This window comes from Litorimonas cladophorae (assembly GCF_014652455.1).
GTDB lineage: Bacteria > Pseudomonadota > Alphaproteobacteria > Caulobacterales > Maricaulaceae > Litorimonas > Litorimonas cladophorae.
This window is the reverse complement of the sequence record NZ_BMYV01000001.1, coordinates 1-15,512: the sequence shown is the minus strand read 5'-3', so window position 1 is coordinate 15,512 and position 15,512 is coordinate 1. Positions and strand designations below refer to the sequence as shown.

The 15,512-nt window shown below is 51.3% G+C and carries 28 protein-coding genes and 1 pseudogene; all 29 read right to left on the bottom strand.

Annotated elements, in window-relative coordinates:
* Position 1: 1 nt before the first annotated feature.
* Entirely contained in the window at positions 2-475 is a 474-nt protein-coding gene (locus IE073_RS00145) for a (2Fe-2S)-binding protein (RefSeq protein WP_189579695.1), read from the bottom strand.
* Positions 476-649: 174 nt separating this feature from the next.
* Positions 650-1,060: a 50S ribosomal protein L17 gene (gene rplQ / locus IE073_RS00140; RefSeq protein ID WP_233349687.1), complete on the bottom strand. Its 411-nt coding sequence runs from the start codon at positions 1,058-1,060 to the stop codon at positions 650-652.
* Between the two features lie 48 nt (positions 1,061-1,108).
* Entirely contained in the window at positions 1,109-2,125 is a 1,017-nt protein-coding gene (locus tag IE073_RS00135; protein ID WP_189579693.1) for a DNA-directed RNA polymerase subunit alpha, read from the bottom strand.
* A gap of 101 nt (positions 2,126-2,226) precedes the next feature.
* The gene (gene rpsK / locus IE073_RS00130; protein ID WP_189579691.1) at positions 2,227-2,616 is read right to left on the bottom strand and encodes a 30S ribosomal protein S11; all 390 of its coding nucleotides are present in this window, start codon (positions 2,614-2,616) and stop codon (positions 2,227-2,229) included.
* 11 nt (positions 2,617-2,627) lie between these two features.
* Entirely contained in the window at positions 2,628-2,996 is a 369-nt protein-coding gene (rpsM, locus tag IE073_RS00125; protein WP_189579689.1) for a 30S ribosomal protein S13, read from the bottom strand.
* Positions 2,997-3,178: 182 nt separating this feature from the next.
* Positions 3,179-3,799 (bottom strand): adenylate kinase, encoded by a 621-nt coding sequence (locus IE073_RS00120; protein WP_189583626.1) that lies wholly within the window; start codon positions 3,797-3,799, stop codon positions 3,179-3,181.
* Positions 3,800-3,815: 16 nt separating this feature from the next.
* Positions 3,816-5,183 (bottom strand): preprotein translocase subunit SecY, encoded by a 1,368-nt coding sequence (gene secY, locus IE073_RS00115; RefSeq protein ID WP_189579687.1) that lies wholly within the window; start codon positions 5,181-5,183, stop codon positions 3,816-3,818.
* Positions 5,184-5,316: 133 nt separating this feature from the next.
* Positions 5,317-6,276 carry a 50S ribosomal protein L15 gene (rplO, locus tag IE073_RS14275; protein ID WP_189579685.1) on the bottom strand — a complete coding sequence of 320 codons (960 nt, stop codon included), beginning with the start codon at positions 6,274-6,276 and terminating at the stop codon, positions 5,317-5,319.
* A gap of 56 nt (positions 6,277-6,332) precedes the next feature.
* Entirely contained in the window at positions 6,333-6,521 is a 189-nt protein-coding gene (rpmD, locus tag IE073_RS00105; protein ID WP_189579683.1) for a 50S ribosomal protein L30, read from the bottom strand.
* A gap of 11 nt (positions 6,522-6,532) precedes the next feature.
* Positions 6,533-7,117 (bottom strand): 30S ribosomal protein S5, encoded by a 585-nt coding sequence (gene rpsE / locus IE073_RS00100; RefSeq protein ID WP_189579681.1) that lies wholly within the window; start codon positions 7,115-7,117, stop codon positions 6,533-6,535.
* An 11-nt stretch (positions 7,118-7,128) separates the two neighbouring features.
* On the bottom strand, positions 7,129-7,479 hold the full coding sequence (gene rplR / locus IE073_RS00095; protein ID WP_189579679.1) for a 50S ribosomal protein L18: 351 nt from the start codon (positions 7,477-7,479) through the stop codon (positions 7,129-7,131).
* A 2-nt stretch (positions 7,480-7,481) separates the two neighbouring features.
* On the bottom strand, positions 7,482-8,015 hold the full coding sequence (rplF, locus tag IE073_RS00090; protein WP_189579677.1) for a 50S ribosomal protein L6: 534 nt from the start codon (positions 8,013-8,015) through the stop codon (positions 7,482-7,484).
* Positions 8,016-8,024: 9 nt separating this feature from the next.
* On the bottom strand, positions 8,025-8,423 hold the full coding sequence (gene rpsH, locus IE073_RS00085) for a 30S ribosomal protein S8 (protein WP_189579675.1): 399 nt from the start codon (positions 8,421-8,423) through the stop codon (positions 8,025-8,027).
* Between the two features lie 12 nt (positions 8,424-8,435).
* Positions 8,436-8,741: a 30S ribosomal protein S14 gene (gene rpsN, locus IE073_RS00080; protein WP_189579673.1), complete on the bottom strand. Its 306-nt coding sequence runs from the start codon at positions 8,739-8,741 to the stop codon at positions 8,436-8,438.
* 77 nt (positions 8,742-8,818) lie between these two features.
* Positions 8,819-9,373, bottom strand: a complete 555-nt coding sequence (gene rplE / locus IE073_RS00075; RefSeq protein WP_189579671.1) for a 50S ribosomal protein L5 — start codon at positions 9,371-9,373, stop codon at positions 8,819-8,821.
* Positions 9,366-9,686 (bottom strand): 50S ribosomal protein L24, encoded by a 321-nt coding sequence (rplX, locus tag IE073_RS00070; protein ID WP_189579669.1) that lies wholly within the window; start codon positions 9,684-9,686, stop codon positions 9,366-9,368. The genes rplE and rplX overlap by 8 nt, the downstream gene beginning before the upstream one ends.
* Before the next feature lie 2 nt (positions 9,687-9,688).
* A complete protein-coding gene (gene rplN, locus IE073_RS00065; protein ID WP_189579667.1) occupies positions 9,689-10,072 on the bottom strand; it encodes a 50S ribosomal protein L14 in 384 nt (127 codons plus the stop codon).
* A gap of 37 nt (positions 10,073-10,109) precedes the next feature.
* The gene (gene rpsQ, locus IE073_RS00060) at positions 10,110-10,343 is read right to left on the bottom strand and encodes a 30S ribosomal protein S17 (protein WP_189579665.1); all 234 of its coding nucleotides are present in this window, start codon (positions 10,341-10,343) and stop codon (positions 10,110-10,112) included.
* Positions 10,344-10,346: 3 nt separating this feature from the next.
* Positions 10,347-10,553 carry a 50S ribosomal protein L29 gene (rpmC, locus tag IE073_RS00055; RefSeq protein ID WP_189579663.1) on the bottom strand — a complete coding sequence of 69 codons (207 nt, stop codon included), beginning with the start codon at positions 10,551-10,553 and terminating at the stop codon, positions 10,347-10,349.
* Between the two features lie 11 nt (positions 10,554-10,564).
* Positions 10,565-10,978, bottom strand: a complete 414-nt coding sequence (gene rplP, locus IE073_RS00050; protein ID WP_189579661.1) for a 50S ribosomal protein L16 — start codon at positions 10,976-10,978, stop codon at positions 10,565-10,567.
* Between the two features lie 16 nt (positions 10,979-10,994).
* On the bottom strand, positions 10,995-11,732 hold the full coding sequence (gene rpsC, locus IE073_RS00045; RefSeq protein WP_189579659.1) for a 30S ribosomal protein S3: 738 nt from the start codon (positions 11,730-11,732) through the stop codon (positions 10,995-10,997).
* A gap of 80 nt (positions 11,733-11,812) precedes the next feature.
* Positions 11,813-12,187, bottom strand: a pseudogene (gene rplV / locus IE073_RS00040) (50S ribosomal protein L22); the annotation flags it as partial.
* A 6-nt stretch (positions 12,188-12,193) separates the two neighbouring features.
* The gene (gene rpsS, locus IE073_RS00035) at positions 12,194-12,472 is read right to left on the bottom strand and encodes a 30S ribosomal protein S19 (protein WP_189579649.1); all 279 of its coding nucleotides are present in this window, start codon (positions 12,470-12,472) and stop codon (positions 12,194-12,196) included.
* Positions 12,473-12,484: 12 nt separating this feature from the next.
* Positions 12,485-13,321 carry a 50S ribosomal protein L2 gene (gene rplB / locus IE073_RS00030; RefSeq protein WP_189579647.1) on the bottom strand — a complete coding sequence of 279 codons (837 nt, stop codon included), beginning with the start codon at positions 13,319-13,321 and terminating at the stop codon, positions 12,485-12,487.
* 9 nt (positions 13,322-13,330) lie between these two features.
* Positions 13,331-13,627: a 50S ribosomal protein L23 gene (locus tag IE073_RS00025; RefSeq protein WP_189579645.1), complete on the bottom strand. Its 297-nt coding sequence runs from the start codon at positions 13,625-13,627 to the stop codon at positions 13,331-13,333.
* Positions 13,624-14,244, bottom strand: a complete 621-nt coding sequence (rplD, locus tag IE073_RS00020; protein WP_189579643.1) for a 50S ribosomal protein L4 — start codon at positions 14,242-14,244, stop codon at positions 13,624-13,626. The genes IE073_RS00025 and rplD overlap by 4 nt, the downstream gene beginning before the upstream one ends.
* The gene (rplC, locus tag IE073_RS00015) at positions 14,245-14,982 is read right to left on the bottom strand and encodes a 50S ribosomal protein L3 (RefSeq protein ID WP_189579641.1); all 738 of its coding nucleotides are present in this window, start codon (positions 14,980-14,982) and stop codon (positions 14,245-14,247) included.
* A gap of 1 nt (position 14,983) precedes the next feature.
* Positions 14,984-15,298 carry a 30S ribosomal protein S10 gene (gene rpsJ, locus IE073_RS00010; protein ID WP_026941758.1) on the bottom strand — a complete coding sequence of 105 codons (315 nt, stop codon included), beginning with the start codon at positions 15,296-15,298 and terminating at the stop codon, positions 14,984-14,986.
* 119 nt (positions 15,299-15,417) lie between these two features.
* Positions 15,418-15,512, bottom strand: a 95-nt coding sequence (locus tag IE073_RS00005) for an EF-Tu C-terminal domain-related protein (protein ID WP_189579638.1), incomplete at its 5' end; no start/stop codon positions are given.

Genomic DNA, 15,512 nt, shown 5'->3' with positions numbered 1-15,512 from the left:
ACTAACCTCCCACCACCTTGGTGTTTTTCGCAGCGGTTTTAATCGCGGCGCGAATACGGTCATACATTCCGCAGCGACAAATGTTGCCCGACATCGCCGTATCAATATCCGAATCGGTGGGGTTAGGCCTATCGCGCAGTAAAGCGACCGCGCTCATGATCTGTCCAGACTGACAATATCCGCATTGTGGGACCTGATGATCGACCCAGGCTTGTTGGACGGCATGTAAGGTTCCGTCGGCGTTCTTGATGCCTTCGATGGTCGTCACATTTGCCCCTTCGACGTCGGCAATGGCCGTAGAGCAAGATCGCACGGGTTGTCCGTCAACGTGAACCGTACAGGCGCCGCACATCGCAATGCCGCATCCAAATTTTGTCCCCGTTAGACCAAGCTGTTCGCGCACAGCCCAGAGCAAAGGCGTATCAGGAGATACATCCAATTCCGCAGATTGACCATTAATCTTAAGCTGAACCATAACATCTTATCCTTATCGCTACGCCGACAGAGACAACACTAGCTGAAGTTGGTCCATATTCAAAATGGCATATCGAAGCGACTAACCATGCCGTCGTGAACTTGTTTCGAAACAGCAGGCACAAAAAAACCGCGGCCAAGGCCACGGTTTTTTTTATTCGAGATATTGAAGCGGTTATGCGTCAACAGCTTCCGCGCGTTCGCGATCAACTTTACCTTTAGCGCTCTCATCACGGTCGACGAATTCGATAACGGCCATTGGCGCGTTGTCACCATAGCGGAAGCCCGCTTTCATGATGCGGATATAGCCACCTGGACGCTCAGCATAGCGAGGACCAAGGATGTCAAAAAGCTTCTTAGCTTGTTCTTTGTTGCGCATGCGAGAGATCGCAATACGACGGGAATTCAGGTCACCCTTTTTCGCAAGCGTAACGAGCTTCTCAACGAAAGGACGAAGTTCTTTCGCCTTTGGCAGTGTCGTTACGATTTGCTCGTGCTCGACAAGCGAGCTGGACATATTTGCGAACATCGCTTTGCGGTGAGACGCTGTGCGGTTCAGTTTACGGTGGGCCATCTTATGACGCATGATGGTATTCCTCTAAGGTGTTCGTTGGGATCAATCTAAGCCGAAAGCCTAGATGTGATCGTCATATTTCTTTGCAAGCTCTTCGATGTTCTCTGGCGGCCAGTTTGGCGCATCCATGCCGAGGTGTAGACCCATGGCAGCAAGAACTTCTTTGATCTCATTGAGTGATTTACGACCAAAGTTCGGTGTACGGAGCATTTCAGCTTCGGACTTCTGAATAAGGTCGCCGATGTAAACGATGTTGTCGTTCTTCAAGCAGTTGGCCGAACGAACAGAGAGCTCAAGCTCGTCAACTTTGCGCAGGAGCGCTGGGTTAAAGTCGAGCTCTGGCTTCTCTTCGCCGCGAGAGACATCCTCTGGATCGTCAAAGTTGACGAACACTTGGAACTGGTCTTGCAGGATACGCGCTGCAACAGCGATAGCATCCTCTGGCGTGACAGCGGCATTTGTTTCGATATCGATGATGAGTTTATCATAATCGAGAACTTGGCCTTCACGTGTGTCTTCAACGCGGTAAGCCACCCGCTTAACTGGGGAATAGAGCGCATCGATGGAAATCAAGCCAATTGGCGCATCTTCAGGACGCGATGCAGACGCAGGCACATAGCCTTTGCCGGAGGTGACTGTAAGTTCCATACGGATGTCAGCGCCCTCATCAGCGGTACAGATGACGTGGTCTTTGTTTAGAATTTCAACATCAGCTGTTTCTTCAATGTCAGCGCCGGTGACAGGACCTGCACCCTGCTTGCGTAGAAGAAGCTTTTTTGGACCGTCAGCGTGAAGACGAACAGCCAAGCCTTTGATGTTCAGGACGATGTTTGTGACATCTTCGCGAACATTTGGGATGGATGTGAATTCATGCACGATACCGTCGATTTGCACGGCAGAGACGGCCGCACCCTGTAGGGAAGACAAAAGTACACGACGCAATGCGTTACCAAGTGTCATACCAAAGCCACGCTCAAGCGGCTCAGCAATGATTAGCGCCTTACGAGACGGATCACGACCAGGTTCGATCTCTGGGTTGATCGGACGGATAAGTTCTTGCCAGTTTTTTTCAATCACGAGTTTCGCCTTCCTAATTTGGCTTTAGAGGCCAAGTAAGCGTTTGGCGCGCCCTTCCAAATGAAAAGACACGCCGAAAAAAGTCCCCTTGGACGTCTAAATTAGACGCGGCGGCGCTTTGGTGGGCGGCAGCCATTATGTGGGATTGGTGTCACGTCACGAATAGTCGTGATGTTCATACCTGCGGCAGCCAAAGCACGGACAGCTGATTCGCGACCCGAACCTGGCCCGTTCACATTGACTTCCAACGTGTTCATACCATGCTCAGCAGCTTTGCGAGCCGCTTCTTCCGCAGCAACCTGAGCCGCATAAGGCGTAGATTTACGTGAGCCTTTAAAGCCCATAGCACCGGCGGAACACCATGACACAGCGTTACCCTGTGCGTCGGTGATCATGACCATTGTGTTGTTAAATGTTGCGTTGATGTGCGCGACGCCGGACGTAATGTTTTTCCGATCGGCGCGGCGGACGCGGCCTGGTTCTTTAGCCATTGTGGACTACCTTACTTCTTCTTGCCGGCGATGGCTTTAGCGGGGCCCTTGCGGGTGCGAGCGTTTGTGTGTGTACGCTGACCACGAACGGGCAGGCCACGACGGTGACGCAGACCACGGTAGTTACCCATATCCATCAAACGTTTGATGTTTTGGGAAACTTCGCGGCGCAGATCGCCTTCGACCTGATGGTCGGCATCAATTGTTTCGCGGATCTGGAGAACTTCCTGATCTGTTAGGTCATGCACGCGACGTTCGCGCGCGATTCCCACTTTATCACAGATTTCGGTGGCTTTCGCCGGACCGATGCCGTGAATATAACGTAGCGCGATTTCAACGCGTTTGTTGGTCGGGATATTTACCCCAGCAATACGAGCCAATTCGGCCTCCAATTCAATCCGGTTCCGGTTCGGCGAGGCGCGTCTGCTTGTTCCATAACAAATGGAACGGTAGCCGATGACGTCTGCCGCGAAAGCGGGTCACTTAGTCCTATTAACGAGTGGCGTCAACCACTCGTACTGATATCTTCGAAGGCAAATGCCTTCAGTGTTCTTCGTTTTTCTTAACGACCGAAAAGGCGCGCAAAAAAACTTTTTTTCGGCTCACCTTTCGGAGAAGCCTGACGATCGAGAACTTCTTTTATAGAAGTCGCAACTGTCTCAATATCCGCCATGCCATCCACTTCGGTCAGCTTCCCTTGCGCCGAGTAATAAGGCAGTAAAGGTGCGGTTTGGGTATTATATGCGTTTAGGCGAACCTTGAAGGTTTCAGGATTATCATCCTTACGCCCCTGCTCGGCAAAGCGAGTCGCGATCCGTCCTAGGATTGAGGCGTCGTCTACTTTGAGACGGATAACCGAGTCTACCGATTCGCCACGTTTTTGCAGTACACTATCGAGCGCTTCTGCTTGGGCGACCGTTCTTGGGAAACCATCGAAAATAAATCCTGCGGCACCCGCCTGCGCGTCGAGTTGCTCTTCGATCAAAGCGATAACAATCTCATCGCTGACCAATTTGCCATTATCCATGATGTCGGCAACTTTTAGGCCTAACTCTGATCCTGAACGCTTTGCTGCCCGCAACATATCACCAGTCGAGAGTTGCACCAGCTTACGTTCGGATACCAGACGCTTTGCCTGTGTACCCTTACCTGCTGCAGGCGGACCAAAGAGAACGAGATTCAAAGCCATGGGTTCCCTCTTACGTCTTGTTGCGGCGACGCATGCGGGACTTCTTGATTAGGCCCTCATACTGATGCGCAATCAAGTGAGACTGAATTTGTGCAACGGTGTCCAATGTAACGGAAACAATAATGAGCAAGCTCATACCGCCAATCAACATGGCCACGGAAACAGGAATATTACCACTGCGCGCGATAAATGCCTCTGGAAGCACACAAACGAACGCCACATAGATCGCGCCGATAAAGGTCAATCGGGAAAGGACGTAGCTAAGATATTCCGCTGTCCGCTGTCCGGGACGAATGCCAGGAAGGAAGCCGCCATTCTTGCGAAGGTTATCCGCGACATCGTCTGGTTTGAATACGTAAGGTACATAGAAGTAACAGAAGAAGATGATCAGGAGGCCGTACAGCACCAAATAAGTCGGCGAACCATACCCGAGATATGCAAGCACAGTCCCCATGATGCCCGAGGCAGCGCCATCACCACCGACAAAGATCTGACCGAAAGTTGCCGGCAGTAGAAGAAGGGAACTTGCGAAAATAGGTGGGATAACACCCGCTGTGTTTAGCTTAAGCGGCATGAAGGAATTCTCGCCACCAAATTGCTTGCCGCCCGCCATTTGGCGCTTTGGATATTGAACCCGCAGACGCCGTTGCGCGCGTTCTACATAAACGATCAGCATGATAAGACCGATAAACATCACAATCAGGATGGCCAAGAGGGCTTCGCCAATCTCTCCAGACTGGTTCATACCGAAGAGCTGGAACAATGCTTTAGGCAGCTCCGCCACAATACCGGCAAAGATGATCAAGGACACACCGTTACCGACACCGCGCGCCGTAACTTGCTCACCCAACCACATGAGGAACATCGTTCCACCAACAAGCGTAATCACTGTTGAGGCTTGGAAGAACAGTCCTGGATTGATGACGGCGCCCTCTGTGCCTTGCAACGCACGCGCGATACCAAAGGCTTGGAAAGCTGCGAGGAAAACTGTGAGGTAACGCGTATATTGGTTGATCTGCTTGCGACCCTGCTCGCCGTCTTTGTCGAGCTCTTTGAGCGATGCGACCGACCCCTTCAACAAGGTCATGATGATCGATGCCGAAATATAAGGCATAACGTTGAGGGCAAAGATGGCCATCCGTTCAACGGCACCGCCAGAGAACATATTGAAACGGTCTAGCAGACCGCCGCCGCTAGTTCCCGATCCGAAGGCCGCCTGAAAGGCTTCCATGTCCATGCCTGGAATCGGCACAAATGTACCGATACGGTAAACCACTAGGATCATAAGAGTGAAGAGAAGTCGCTTTTGCAGCTCTTTAGCCTTGGAAAACACTCCAAGGTTCATATTCGCGGCGAGCTGTTCGGAGGCTGAAGCCATTATGCGTTCCCTTTATCGGTCCGTCGCGTCATTTGGTGAAAGCGCGATGTGCGTATTCGTACCAAGTGGTAACAGGCCAAATATGTTCAAGGCCGAACGCGACATTACATCTGCATTCGGCCTTGAGAATAGCTTAGAATTCGCCGAGCTTGCCTTCGTTCTTGGCTAGCAAGTAGTAGAAAGTAACGCGGTTTTTCATGCGCATAGGTTTCATTTCTGCACAGACAGCTTTGACTTTTTCCATCGCGGCGTCTTTGTCGTCGATACCCATTTTTTTCTTCATGAAGCCTTTGACGATTGTCTCAAGCTCTGTCTCGTCCGTGCAAGATACGTATTTCGCATCTTTGTTTTTCAAGGACGCACCAAGATATTTTTCGATCTTGGTAACAACAGCGTTGTCAGCATCAGCGTCAAACTTTTGTGTCGGCTCCAGATAAGCAGACACGCCATCTTCGGCTTTTGCAGCTTTCTTGGCAGGGGCTTTCTTCTCAGCCGCCTTTTTAGGCGCAGCCGCTTTTTTCTCAGCCTTTGGCGCTTCAGCGGGTGCAGCCGCAAGAGCCGCCGCCTTCTTGTCAGCCTTCGAAACTTTGCCTGAACGATCCTGCTTCTCGCCTTTACCGCGATATACAGTGTCTTCGTCTAGAACAGTGACGGAGCCTTTGGCAGCTTCAACAGCCGCGATAGCGCCTTTGGTAGCACCAGAAACGTGAAGCTTAACAGGCTTGGATACTTTACCAGCACCAATCAAACGGACGCCGTCTTTGACGCGACGAATAACGCCGGCCTCAACAAGGGCAGCACCGTCATAGTCTGTTTTGCTGTCAATTTTACCAGCTTCGAGTGCGCGATTTAGGTTATCAATGCTCAGCTCTTGATATGTCTTGGCGTTCGGGGCGTTAAAGCCACGCTTTGGCAAGCGCATATAGATTGGCATTTGGCCGCCCTCGAATCCATTAATGGATACACCAGAGCGAGATTTTTGACCTTTGACACCACGTCCGCCGGTTTTGCCCTTACCAGAGCCGATACCGCGACCGATCCGCTTTTTGCGGTGTGTGGCGCCTTGATTGTCTTTGAGTTCGTTCAAACGCATTGTCTTGTCTCCAAGAGGTTTCGAACAACATCGCCAATGAAGGCGATGATGTAAGACTACTCTTCTACGATTTTAATCATGTGGCTGACCTTAGCGATCATACCACGCACAGAGGGTGTATCTTCCAGCGTACGCTGTTTTCCGATACGACCCAAGCCCAAACCGACAAGCGTTGCACGCTGATCTGGTTTACGGCGAGTCGCGCTGCCAGTTTGGCGCACGGTGACTGTTGCTTTTTTAGCCATATTCAAATCTCCTAAGAGACAGTTTCAGTAGCGTCGAGCGCTTCTGGGGCTGACGCACCATCATTACGACGGTTTACGATCTCAGCGACCTTTTTGCCGCGCTTATTCGCGATTGTCCGTGGGCTTTCCATACGTTTTAGCGCATCGAATGTTGCCCGCACCATGTTGTATGGGTTGGATGTGCCGATAGACTTGGTCACGACGTCCTGAACACCGAGGCATTCGAGAACGGCACGCATCGGTCCACCTGCAATCACGCCAGTACCTGGAGGCGCAGCACGCATCACAACTTTGCCCGCGCCATGACGGCCACGTACATCGTGATGGAACGTCCGACCTTCGCGCAATGGCACGCGGATCATCGTTTTCTTTGCTTCTTCAGAGGCCTTGCGGATAGCTTCAGGCACTTCGCGGGCTTTACCCTTACCGAAGCCGACGCGACCTTTTTCGTCACCCACAATTACGAGGGCGGCGAATGACATGTTGCGTCCACCTTTAACTGTCTTTGCAACACGGTTGATGTGCACAAGACGGTCTGTGAATTCGTTGTCTTCTTCATCGCGTTTACCGCGACGGTTGTCTTCTCTACGAGCCATGTTTTACGTTCCTAGAATTTCAGACCGGCTTCGCGAGCCGCGTCGGCAAGGGCTTTCACCCGGCCGTGATAAAGATAGGGACCACGATCGAACACGACGTCGCCAACTTTGGCTTCCGCCGCGCGTTCTGCGACCAATTTGCCGATACGAACAGCAGCTGCAACATCGCCACCCTTGGCTTTCTTGTCTTCCAATGTGGAAGCAGAAGCGAGAGTTGTACCTGTTACGTCGTCGATGATCTGCGCGCTGATGTTTTTCGAGCTGCGGAAAACCGAAAGGCGCGGACGGCCATTGGCATGTTTTTTGAGGCGGCGACGGACGCGTTGCGCGCGACGCTGCATAAGGGAGCGGGAGGATTTCATGATTACTTCTTCTTCCCTTCTTTCTGTCGGACGAACTCGCCGACATAGCGTACACCCTTGCCTTTATAAGGCTCTGGCTTCCGGAAGGACCGGATTTCAGCGGCCACTTGGCCAACTTTTTGCTTATCAATACCTTCGACAGAAATCAGTGTCGGCTTAGACGAACTGATTGTGATGCCTTCAGGCGCTGGATAGTGGACGTCATGCGAGAAACCGAGCTGCATCGTGAGGTCTTTACCGTTCATTTGAGCACGATAACCGACACCCCGAAGCTCGAGATCCTTTTTGAAGCCGTTTGTGACGCCTTCAACCATGTTCAAAACCATTGTGCGAGCCATGCCCCACATTGCTTTTGCGTTCTTGTTACCTTCGACCGGAGACACCGTAAATGTGTCGCCATCCAAATTGCCAGTAACAGCATCTGGGAGTGTGAAGCTAAGTTCGCCCTTAGGGCCCTTAACAGTAATCGCTTGACCAGATTGAGTCAGAGTAACCGCAGCAGGGACCGTGACGGGATTTTTACCAATACGTGACATAAAACCCTCCTACGCGACCTGGCAAAGAACTTCACCGCCGACGTTGTTTTCACGTGCAGCGGCGTCACTCATAACGCCTTTTGGGGTGGATAGGATTGAGATGCCGAGGCCGTTGCGGACCTGCGGAAGTGTTTTCACGGATGAATACACACGGCGGCCCGGTTTGGACACGCGCTTAATCTCACGAATGACGGCTTCGCCTTCGAAATACTTCAGCTCAATGCTAAATGCACGAAAACCTGCATCGTCAGTTGTTTCAGTGTAGCCGCGAATAAAACCTTCGTCAGCCAAAACGTCAAGGACGCGACCACGGAGGTTTGACGCCGGTGTCATAACCGTCGAACGGTTACGCATGATGGCGTTACGGATACGGGTGAGCATATCACCGAGAGGATCAGAAAATGACATTATGTATTCTCCTTACCAGCTAGATTTCGTGAGGCCTGGGATCAGGCCGATGGAGCCCAGATCGCGGATAGCGATACGAGACATTTTCATCTTACGGTAATAACCGCGAGGACGCCCTGTAACCTGACAACGGTTACGGACGCGCGTTTCAGCTGAGTTGCGCGGAAGAGCAGCAAGTTTCAACTGAGCGGCAAAACGCTCTTCTACGGGTAAATCTTTGTCGCGAGCCGTGTCCTTTAACAGAGCACGTTTCGCAGCATATTTCGCAACGAGGCGCTGGCGCTTCAAATTGCGTTCGACTGCACTGACTTTAGCCATTCAATCTATTCCTTCTTAGGTTGCTGGGCCCGTTACACAGACCCGCTCGACTTACTGCGTTCGTTTGGTCAATCCCGTTATTTTGGGAAAGGGAATCCAAACGCGGCCAATAATGCCTTAGCTTCTTCATCGGTTTTGGCGCTAGTTTGCACCACAATATCCATACCACGAACCTGCTCGACTTTATCATAGTCAATCTCAGGAAAAACGATATGTTCTTTCAGGCCCATAGCGTAATTGCCGTTGCCGTCAAAACTCTTTCCGTTCAATCCGCGGAAGTCACGAACCCGTGGCAATGCGATATTGACCAAACGATCCATGAATTCAAACATACGGTCGCGACGCAAGGTAACCTTCGCGCCAATAACCATACCATCGCGAAGTTTAAAGCCCGCGATAGATTTCTTTGCGACAGTTGGAACAGGTTTCTGACCAGCAATGAGCGTAAGCTCTTCAATGGCAGCAGTAACCTTCTTCTTGTCGGCAACGCCTTCTCCGAGACCCATATTCAAGACAATCTTTTCGACTGCCGGAATTTGCATGGAGTTCGTGTAGTTAAACTGCTCTTGCATCTTGGCACGAATTTCGTCCTGATACAGGGCGGCCAAACGAGGTGTATACGGCTTAGCCATCGATGACTTCTCCCGACTTTTTGGCCACGCGGACCTTCTTGCCGTCTTTTAAGACTTTGAAGCCTACGCGGGTCGCAACATTATCTTTTGGATCAATGTGAGCAACATTTGAGACATGAATTGGCGCTTCGAACGACTTGATGCCGCCTTCAGGTTCAGCCTGGCTTGGCTTCACGTGACGTTTCACCAAACGGACGCCTTTGACAACGACGCGCTCTTCTTTTGGAAGAACTTTAAGGACTTCGCCCTTACGACCTTTGTCACCGCCCGAAAGGACAACGACGTAATCGCCTTTTTTGATCTTAGCAGCCATGACTACAGGACCTCTGGTGCGAGAGAGACGATTTTCATCAGATTTTTAGTCGGGCTCGATTTCGCACGAAGTTCGCGCGGCACTGGGCCAAAAATCCGCGTGCCAATCGGCTCGCCATTATTGTTAATGATAACTGCGGCATTTCCGTCAAAACGAATAACCGAACCATCGCGGCGTTGGATGTCTTTACGGACACGAACAACAACAGCGCGACGAACGTCACCCTTTTTCACTTTACCGCGCGGCTGAGCCTCTTTGATGGAGACGACGATAATGTCTCCAACACTAGCGTAACGACGCTTGGACCCGCCCAGCACCTTGATGCACTGGACGCGACGGGCACCGGAATTATCGGCGACGTCGAGATTTGTCTGCATTTGAATCATGCGATTCTCCTAAGCTTGGCAGTCTCGTCAGGGCGAATTACTTCGCTGTGACGACTTCCCAGGTCTTCAGTTTTGATTTCGGTGGACATTCGATAATGCGCACCTGCTCTCCGACCTTGACCGAGTTTGTCTCGTCATGGGCGTGATATTTTTTTGTCCGGCGGATCGTTTTCTTCAGCAATGGATGCAGAAAAGAACGCTCTACTTTAACAACAACAGTCTTGTCCGTTTTATCGGAGACAACGACACCTTGTAGGATACGTTTAGGCATGGATCACGCCTCCTTTTTCGAAGCTGATTTCTTCTCAGCCTGAATTGTCTTGATGCGAGCAATGTCGCGACGAACTTGACGCACGCGCGCAGTTTTTTCCAACTGGCCCGTTGCACCTTGAAAACGCAGGTTGAACTGCTCTTTCTTCAGCGACAACAACTCGTCTGTGAGTTGGTCGGCTGAGAATGCGCGGATATCTTCGGCTTTCATGATCGCCTCTCCTATTCGCCCGGACGCGTGACGATTTTCGTCCGCACCGGCAATTTGGCAGCACCGAGGCGCAGCGCTTCACGCGCGACATCATCAGAAACACCATCAATTTCAAACATGATCCGACCGGGTTTAACTTTACAGGCCCAGAATTCTACAGAACCCTTACCTTTACCCATACGGACTTCGGTCGGCTTCTTCGTCACAGGCACATCTGGGAAGATGCGGATCCAAACGCGACCAGCACGTTTCATGTGACGTGTGATAGCACGACGTGTCGCCTCAATCTGACGCGCAGTGACGCGTTCAGCCTCAAGGGACTTAAGACCATAAGATCCGAATGTCAGGGAGGAGCCACCTTTGGCCATGCCCTTAATCCGGCCCTTATGGGCCTTCCGGAATTTTGTACGCTTTGGCTGTAACATTGCTCTTAGCCCTTAATTAGTTTGAACGCGCTGGACGGCGGTCACGACCACCACCCGAACGGTCATTACCGCGCGAACGCTCATTGCTTTGCTCAGCCATACGCTTTTCGTGCGCATAGGGATCATGTTCCATGATCTCGCCTTTGTTGATCCAGACTTTGATCCCGATGATACCCATTGCTGTCATAGCACGGGCCGTACCGTAATCGATGTCGGCGCGCATTGTATGCAAAGGTACGGAACCTTCGTGATACTGCTCAACACGAGCAATCTCTGCTCCACCAAGACGACCACCAAGTTTGATCTTACAACCAACGGCACCCATACGCATAGCGCTCTGCAAAGAACGCTTCATGGCACGACGGAAAGACACACGACGCTCAAGCTGTTGAGCAATACCATCAGCAACGAGATATGCATCAACTTCAGGCTTACGAACTTCGATCAAGTTGATGAAGACTTCGCCGTCAACCATATCAGCAACCTTCTTGCGAAGAACCTCAATGTCTGAACCTTTTTTACCAATCACAACACCCGGACGCGCCGTGTAAATTGTGACACGGCAAGTTTTGTGCGGACGTTCAATAACAATACGCGAAACAGACGCGTTCTTCAATTCGCCCATAAGGAACGAACGGATTGCCAAGTCTTGATGAAGCAAATCACCATATTCGGCAGTATTTGCGTACCAGCGCGATGACCAAGTCCGGTTGATACCGAGACGCAAGCCAATTGGATTAATCTTCTGACCCATTACGCAGCCTCACTCTTCAAGATCGCGGCGTCTTTAGCCGCTTTTCTTTTGGATTTTTTATCAGCGCGTGCTGCGATTTCAGCTTCGTCAACTTCTTTGACAACGATCGTCAACTCAGAAAACGGCTTCAAGATGCGAGCACCGCGACCACGTGCACGAGCACGGAAGCGCTTCATCACAAAGTTCTTGCCAACATAAGCTTCTGTGATGATCAGGCTATCGATATCGAGACCATGATTATTTTCAGCGTTTGCGATAGCGCTCTCGAGCACCTTCTTAACGTCACCAGAAATACGTTTGTGCGAAAACTGAAGGTCAGCCAAAGCTGTTTCAACTTTTTTACCGCGAATAAGCTGTGCGACCAAGTTCAGCTTCTGAGGACTGATGCGGATCATACGCAGCTTTGCGCGCGCTTCTTTGTCGCCAACGCGACGGGGATTTTTTTGCTTTGCCATGACGCCCTACTTCCGCTTGGCTTTTTTATCGGCCAAGTGACCGTAATAAGTCCGTGTCGGAGCAAATTCGCCGAGCTTATGCCCGACCATGTCTTCGTCAATTGTGACGGGGACAAATTTTTGACCGTTATGAACCTGAAAAGACAAACCGACAAAAGACGGCATAATCGTTGAGCGACGCGACCAAGTTTTGATCGGCTTACGACGTGTTTCAGCACGTGTCGCTTCGGCTTTCTTCAGGAGGTATCCGTCAACAAACGGACCTTTCCAAACTGAACGTGGCATGTTCCGCGCTCCCTAGCGTTTTTTCTTCGCGTGGCGCGAACGAATGATGAATTTGTCAGTAGCTTTATTAGAGCGCGTCTTAGCACCCTTTGTCGGCTTACCCCAAGGTGTCACTGGATGACGACCACCAGATGTACGGCCTTCGCCACCACCATGTGGATGATCAACCGGGTTCATAGCAACGCCGCGAACCTGCGGACGCTTGCCAAGCCAGCGCTTACGGCCAGCCTTACCAAGATTGATGTTCATGTGATCCGGGTTTGAAACCGCACCAACAGTCGCCAGACAGGTCTGGTGAACCATACGCATTTCGCCGGACTTCAGACGAATTTGAGCATAGCCTTCAGAACGACCAACCAACTGAGCATATGTACCAGCAGAGCGAGCCATTTGGCCACCCTTGCCAGGCTTCAACTCAATATTATGGATGATTGTACCGACAGGCATAACGCGAAGGGACATCGTGTTGCCCGGCTTTACGTCTGCACGATCAGAAGAGATTACTGTGTCACCAGCAGCAAGGCGCTGCGGAGCCAAGATGTAAGCTTTCTCACCATCTTTATATTGAATGAGCGCGATGAATGCCGTCCGGTTCGGATCATATTCCAAGCGCAGAACTTCAGCCGCGACGTCGCGCTTGTTCCGTTTGAAATCAACCATGCGATAGAGACGCTTATGGCCACCACCTTGACGGCGCATTGTAATGCGACCCGTGTTGTTACGACCACCAGACTTTGTCAGACCGTGGGTAAGTGCTTTTTCCGGACGTCCTTTATGGAGCTCCGAGCGGTCAACCTGAACCAGGTTGCGGCGCGAAGGAGACGTCGGATTGAATGTCTTCAATGCCATTGTTAACCCCTACAATCCTGTCGCGATATCAATGCTGTCGCCGTCTTTCAACGTGACGTAAGCCTTCTTGATATCGTTACGCTTGCCAGGGCGACCCCGGAAACGTTTAGTTTTACCTTTGACGCGAACCGTATTCACGGCCGTGACAGAAACTTTGAACAATTGCTCAATAGCTTCTTTAATTTCAGGCTTGGACGAAGAGAGCGGCACTTCGAAAACAACCTGGTTATTCTCGGCGACGATCGTCGTCTTCTCTGTGATAATCGGCGCTGTAACCGTATCATAATGACGTGCTGCGATGCTCATGACAGGCGAGCCTCCAGATCAGCGACAGCCTCTTTTGTCAACACGAGTTGGTGACGACGAAGGATGTCATATACATTTGCACCCGCAGAGGGAAGAACATCAACATTCGGGATGTTGGACGCTGCCTTTGCGAAGTTTCCATCAACGGACTTGCCGCCGATGATTAAACCATTTGTTACACCCAAATCAGCGAGCTGTTTACGAAGCTCAGCAGTTTTTGGAGTTTTCATCATAGCTTCATCAATAATGATGAGCTCAGAATTTTTAACCTTGGAGGACAAAGCGTGACGCAAAGCCATCGCACGAACCTTCTTAGGCAGATCAAAGCTGTGGTCACGTGAACGTGGACCATGCGCCTTAGCACCACCACGGAATTGTGAAACAGAACCGTTACCATGACGCGCTGTACCGCCGCCCTTTTGGTTGCCGATACGCTTGGTTGTCTTGGACACGTCGCCGCGTTCCTGAACCTGATGCGTACCTGAACGGCGCTTTGCGAGTTGATAGCGAACCATACGGTGTAGAATATCTACACGCGGCTCGTTGCCGAAGACAGCTTCAGAGACGTCAACCGACCCTGATTTCTTCCCGGCGAGTGTTTGTACGTCGAGTTTCATTTACTCTTCCTCACCCTTTTTGTCTGCAACAGGGGCTTTTGGAGCCTCTTTCTTAGGCGCATCCATCGTGAACTTGCCTGGCATAGGCAGATCATCAACTTTAACGCCCTTTGTGGCGTCGCGCAGTTCAATCCATGCACCTTTGGCGCCCGGCGTTGCACCCTTGATCATCACGAGACCCTGCTCGGCATCAACACGCGCAACCTCAAGATTCTGAACAGTCCGGCGCACAGCGCCCATATGCCCGGCCATTTTCTTGCCTTTAAATACTTTACCTGGATCCTGACACTGACCTGTCGAACCGTGCGATCTATGCGAGATAGACACACCATGTGTCGCGCGAAGGCCGCCAAAGTTATGACGCTTCATCGCACCAGCAAAACCCTTGCCGACAGTTACGCCAGCCGCGTCAATTTTTTGACCCGGAACGAAGTGATCCGCCAACATCGTGGCACCAACAGCAACCTCATTGCCCTCAGCGATACGGAATTCGACGCATTTTTTCTTTGGCGTTACACCAGCTTTAGCGAAGCGCTCACGCTCAGCCTTAGACACACGCTTTGGTTTCGCGTCGCCAGCACCAAGCTGAAGCGCCGTGTAACCATCACGAGCGATTGTTTTGGATGCAACGACCTGACAGCCCTCAAGTGACAATACAGTCACTGGAATGTGGTTGCCCGCATCGTCATAAACCTGGGTCATGCCCAATTTTTTAGCAAGTAGCCCTGAACGCAACATTTTACGCTCCCAACTTAATTTCTACATCAACGCCAGCAGCGAGGTCGAGCTTCATAAGCGCGTCTACGGTCTGCGGTGTTGGATCCACGATGTCGAGCATACGCTTGTGCGTACGAATTTCGAACTGTTCGCGCGATTTTTTGTTAACGTGAGGCGAGCGGTTCACAGTGAACTTCTCGATACGGGTTGGTAGTGGGATTGGACCGCGAACGGTAGCGCCAGTGCGCTTTGCCGTCGAAACAATTTCCTTAGTGGAAGTGTCCAGAATGCGATGGTCGAAAGCCTTCAACCGGATGCGAATGTTTTGACGATCCATAATGGAACCCTAAATCTTACACGTTTCAAATAGCTGGCTTCGAGTCGTTTCGAAGCACTTTCATTGTCTGAGCGGCGCACCTAACGCGCGCCGCACAAACTTTCAATGACTAATGTCGGTTATTCGATAATCTTTGCAACAACGCCGGCGCCGACTGTACGGCCACCTTCGCGGATCGCGAAGCGGAGCTTCTCTTCCATGGCGATTGGTACGA

Excerpts from the sequence above, each read along its gene's own strand:
- rplQ (WP_233349687.1), bottom strand. The coding sequence starts at position 1,060 with ATGCGTCATAAGATGGCCCACCGTAAACTGAACCGCACAGCGTCTCAC.
- rpsQ (WP_189579665.1), bottom strand. The coding sequence starts at position 10,343 with ATGCCTAAACGTATCCTACAAGGTGTCGTTGTCTCCGATAAAACGGAC.
- rplP (WP_189579661.1), bottom strand. The coding sequence starts at position 10,978 with ATGTTACAGCCAAAGCGTACAAAATTCCGGAAGGCCCATAAGGGCCGG.
- rpmC (WP_189579663.1), bottom strand. The coding sequence starts at position 10,553 with ATGAAAGCCGAAGATATCCGCGCATTCTCAGCCGACCAACTCACAGAC.
- rpsS (WP_189579649.1), bottom strand. The coding sequence starts at position 12,472 with ATGCCACGTTCAGTTTGGAAAGGTCCGTTTGTTGACGGATACCTCCTG.
- secY (WP_189579687.1), bottom strand. The coding sequence starts at position 5,183 with ATGGCTTCAGCCTCCGAACAGCTCGCCGCGAATATGAACCTTGGAGTG.
- rplN (WP_189579667.1), bottom strand. The coding sequence starts at position 10,072 with ATGATTCAAATGCAGACAAATCTCGACGTCGCCGATAATTCCGGTGCC.
- rplR (WP_189579679.1), bottom strand. The coding sequence starts at position 7,479 with ATGAAATCCTCCCGCTCCCTTATGCAGCGTCGCGCGCAACGCGTCCGT.
- rpsC (WP_189579659.1), bottom strand. The coding sequence starts at position 11,732 with ATGGGTCAGAAGATTAATCCAATTGGCTTGCGTCTCGGTATCAACCGG.
- IE073_RS00145 (WP_189579695.1), bottom strand. The coding sequence starts at position 475 with ATGGTTCAGCTTAAGATTAATGGTCAATCTGCGGAATTGGATGTATCT.
- rplB (WP_189579647.1), bottom strand. The coding sequence starts at position 13,321 with ATGGCATTGAAGACATTCAATCCGACGTCTCCTTCGCGCCGCAACCTG.
- rplX (WP_189579669.1), bottom strand. The coding sequence starts at position 9,686 with ATGGCTGCTAAGATCAAAAAAGGCGATTACGTCGTTGTCCTTTCGGGC.
- rplE (WP_189579671.1), bottom strand. The coding sequence starts at position 9,373 with ATGGCTAAGCCGTATACACCTCGTTTGGCCGCCCTGTATCAGGACGAA.
- IE073_RS00025 (WP_189579645.1), bottom strand. The coding sequence starts at position 13,627 with ATGAGCATCGCAGCACGTCATTATGATACGGTTACAGCGCCGATTATC.
- rplD (WP_189579643.1), bottom strand. The coding sequence starts at position 14,244 with ATGAAACTCGACGTACAAACACTCGCCGGGAAGAAATCAGGGTCGGTT.
- rplO (WP_189579685.1), bottom strand. The coding sequence starts at position 6,276 with ATGCGTTTGAACGAACTCAAAGACAATCAAGGCGCCACACACCGCAAA.
- rplC (WP_189579641.1), bottom strand. The coding sequence starts at position 14,982 with ATGTTGCGTTCAGGGCTACTTGCTAAAAAATTGGGCATGACCCAGGTT.
- rpmD (WP_189579683.1), bottom strand. The coding sequence starts at position 6,521 with ATGGCTAAAAAAGCAACAGTCACCGTGCGCCAAACTGGCAGCGCGACT.
- rplF (WP_189579677.1), bottom strand. The coding sequence starts at position 8,015 with ATGTCACGTATTGGTAAAAATCCCGTCACGGTCCCTGCTGCGGTTACT.
- rpsH (WP_189579675.1), bottom strand. The coding sequence starts at position 8,423 with ATGTCATTTTCTGATCCTCTCGGTGATATGCTCACCCGTATCCGTAAC.
- rpsJ (WP_026941758.1), bottom strand. The coding sequence starts at position 15,298 with ATGGATCGTCAAAACATTCGCATCCGGTTGAAGGCTTTCGACCATCGC.
- rpsE (WP_189579681.1), bottom strand. The coding sequence starts at position 7,117 with ATGGCTCGTAGAGAAGACAACCGTCGCGGTAAACGCGATGAAGAAGAC.
- rpsK (WP_189579691.1), bottom strand. The coding sequence starts at position 2,616 with ATGGCTAAAGAACCAGGCCGCGTCCGCCGCGCCGATCGGAAAAACATT.
- rpsN (WP_189579673.1), bottom strand. The coding sequence starts at position 8,741 with ATGGCTAAAGTCAGTGCAGTCGAACGCAATTTGAAGCGCCAGCGCCTC.